Genomic DNA, 2,109 nt, shown 5'->3' on the forward strand with positions numbered 1-2,109 from the left:
CGGCAGTGACGGGTAACGCCGGGAGCACCGGCACAGTGACACTCACCAGCGCGGCGCCGGCGGGCGGTGCGGTGGTGACGCTGAGGAGCAGCAACGGCGCTGCGGCGACGGTGCAGGGCACGGTCACCGTGGCTGCAGGGGCGACAACGAAAACGTTCCCGGTCAACACCATTGGGGGGACGGTCCCGACGACCGTGACCATCACGGCCACATACAGCGGCGTGGTCAAGACCGCGACGCTGACGGTGAATCCGGCGGCGGCAGCTCTGCTCGGCGTAAGCGTCAATCCAACGGCAGTGACGGGTAACGCCGGGAGCACCGGCACAGTGACACTCACCAGCGCGGCGCCGGCGGGCGGTGCGGTGGTGACGCTGAGGAGCAGCAACGGCGCTGCGGCGACGGTGCCGGTCTCGGGCACGGTCACCGTGGCTGCAGGCGCGACAATCGCAACGTTCCCGGTCACCACCAGTGTGGTGACGGTCCCGACGTCCGTGACCATCACGGCCACATGCCTTGGCGCGTCCACGAACTCCACGCTGACGCTGAATCCGCGGCTGGTCGGCGTGAGCGTCTTTCCGGCCGCCGTGACGGGCGGCAACGGCAGCACGGGCACGGTGACGCTCGGCAGCGCTGCGCCAACCGGCGGTGCGGTGGTGACGCTGACGAGCAGCAACCCGAATGCGAGGGTGCCGGCCTCGGGCTCGGTCACCGTGGCTGCAGGCGCGACAATCGCAACGTTCCCGGTCACCACCAGTGCGGCGGTGACGGTCCCGACGGTCGTGACCATCACGGCCACATACAGCGGCGTGGTCAAGACCGCGACGCTGACGGTGAACCAGCCGTTCTTCTTGCCCGACGCTTCGGGTTGGTTGACGGTGCCGGCCGGTGCGGTCAGTGCCGCGTTTTCCATCACGACGACTCTCGTCCCTGCCCAGATCGTCGCTCACATCTCGGCCAGCGCTGTGGCGACCGCCACGGTGACAGCGCCGCTGACGATCAATCTGACGAACCGCGGCCGAAAGTGGAACCTGAACAACGTCGTCTTCAAAGACGGCGGTAAGGCGAGCGGCTACTTCACGTATGACCCGGCGACCGGGGAGTACCTGGACGTCAATATCCGGGTGACGCCCGGAAACCCCCCCGATCCGAACAGTCCGCTGGGCCACACTCCGGAAGATTTGTACTACTATCCCTGGCCGAACGGGTTCATGCCGACGTTCGTAGACAATTGGAGCACAGCATCTGAAATGGCCCTGCAGAACCCGGTGACCAACACTCCGGTATCGTGGACGTATCTGCAATTCAACTTTGCACAGGCGCTTACGAACGCGGGCGGGACCATTCCTCTGGTCGTCGATCCCAACGTGGCCTACACTCCCTACTGCACAGAAGACTATTCGCCGACCTGCACGCCGCCGCCGGCCAAGATCTCTCAAGAGAGCTTCGCCCTGCCCGATAACCTTTACGGTGTTCCAACAGGGTTTTTCTACCGCGTCGTCGTCAGCGGGAGCGTGACGGCTCAGTGACTGAGGAGGTCAAGGTAGAGGCGGTGAACGGCCGCCGGCTAAGCCCGCTAATTGAGAGGTGCAGGATCTCGAAATTGGGCGACGGGTCGATGCCCCGGATCGCCCCCACGAGCGTGGTCGCCGGCGAGTAGATGCCGGTGATGCCTGTGCCCGGCCAGGCCAACCACTCCAGCCGTGTCTTCCATGTGATCGGCGGGGCCAGTGTCGGCCATTTCCGGCTTGAACATCACGAACGGTGCCTCAGGCCTGTATGGCGGCGGCATAGGCATATATAATGACCACTCAACGTTGAGTGTAATCAACTGCACCCTCAGCGGCAACTCTGCCGACGCGCCGAAGGGCGGCGGCGGGGCATTTAAAACGACGCCTCCTACGGCACCGCGTCGCTGTGGGTCCTCAACTGCACGCTAAGTGGTAATTCGGCCGTGACGGTTATGGCGGCGGAATCTGCAATGAAGGTTACAACGGCGGCGCGACACTGACGGTCTCCGACAGTACCCTCAGCGGCAACTCTGCTGCTTACGGCGGCGGCATCTATAGCGCAGGTCTCCTCGTCGGCAGTGCGACCCTGGATGCAACCGTA

The 2,109-nt window shown here is 64.7% G+C and carries 3 protein-coding genes; 2 read left to right on the plus strand and 1 reads right to left on the minus strand.

From position 1 onward, the window contains the following. Positions 1-1,526, plus strand: a 1,526-nt coding sequence (locus tag DMG62_25055) for a hypothetical protein (GenBank protein ID PYY19026.1), incomplete at its 5' end; no start/stop codon positions are given. Positions 1,527-1,573: 47 nt separating this feature from the next. On the opposite strand, the gene DMG62_25060 is transcribed toward DMG62_25055, so the two are convergent. Then, positions 1,574-1,753 (minus strand): hypothetical protein, encoded by a 180-nt coding sequence (locus tag DMG62_25060; GenBank protein PYY19027.1) that lies wholly within the window; start codon positions 1,751-1,753, stop codon positions 1,574-1,576. Positions 1,754-1,971: 218 nt separating this feature from the next. Between DMG62_25060 and DMG62_25065 the strand changes: the two genes are divergently transcribed. Then, a partial coding sequence (locus DMG62_25065; GenBank protein ID PYY19028.1) for a hypothetical protein occupies positions 1,972-2,109 on the plus strand: 138 nt, incomplete at its 3' end.

It is taken from the genome of Acidobacteriota bacterium (assembly GCA_003225175.1).
Lineage (GTDB): Bacteria > Acidobacteriota > Terriglobia > Terriglobales > Acidobacteriaceae > Gp1-AA112.

Bases quoted from the DNA above. Each gene is read 5' to 3' on its own strand.
- DMG62_25060 (PYY19027.1), bottom strand. From the start codon at position 1,753: ATGTTCAAGCCGGAAATGGCCGACACTGGCCCCGCCGATCACATGGAA.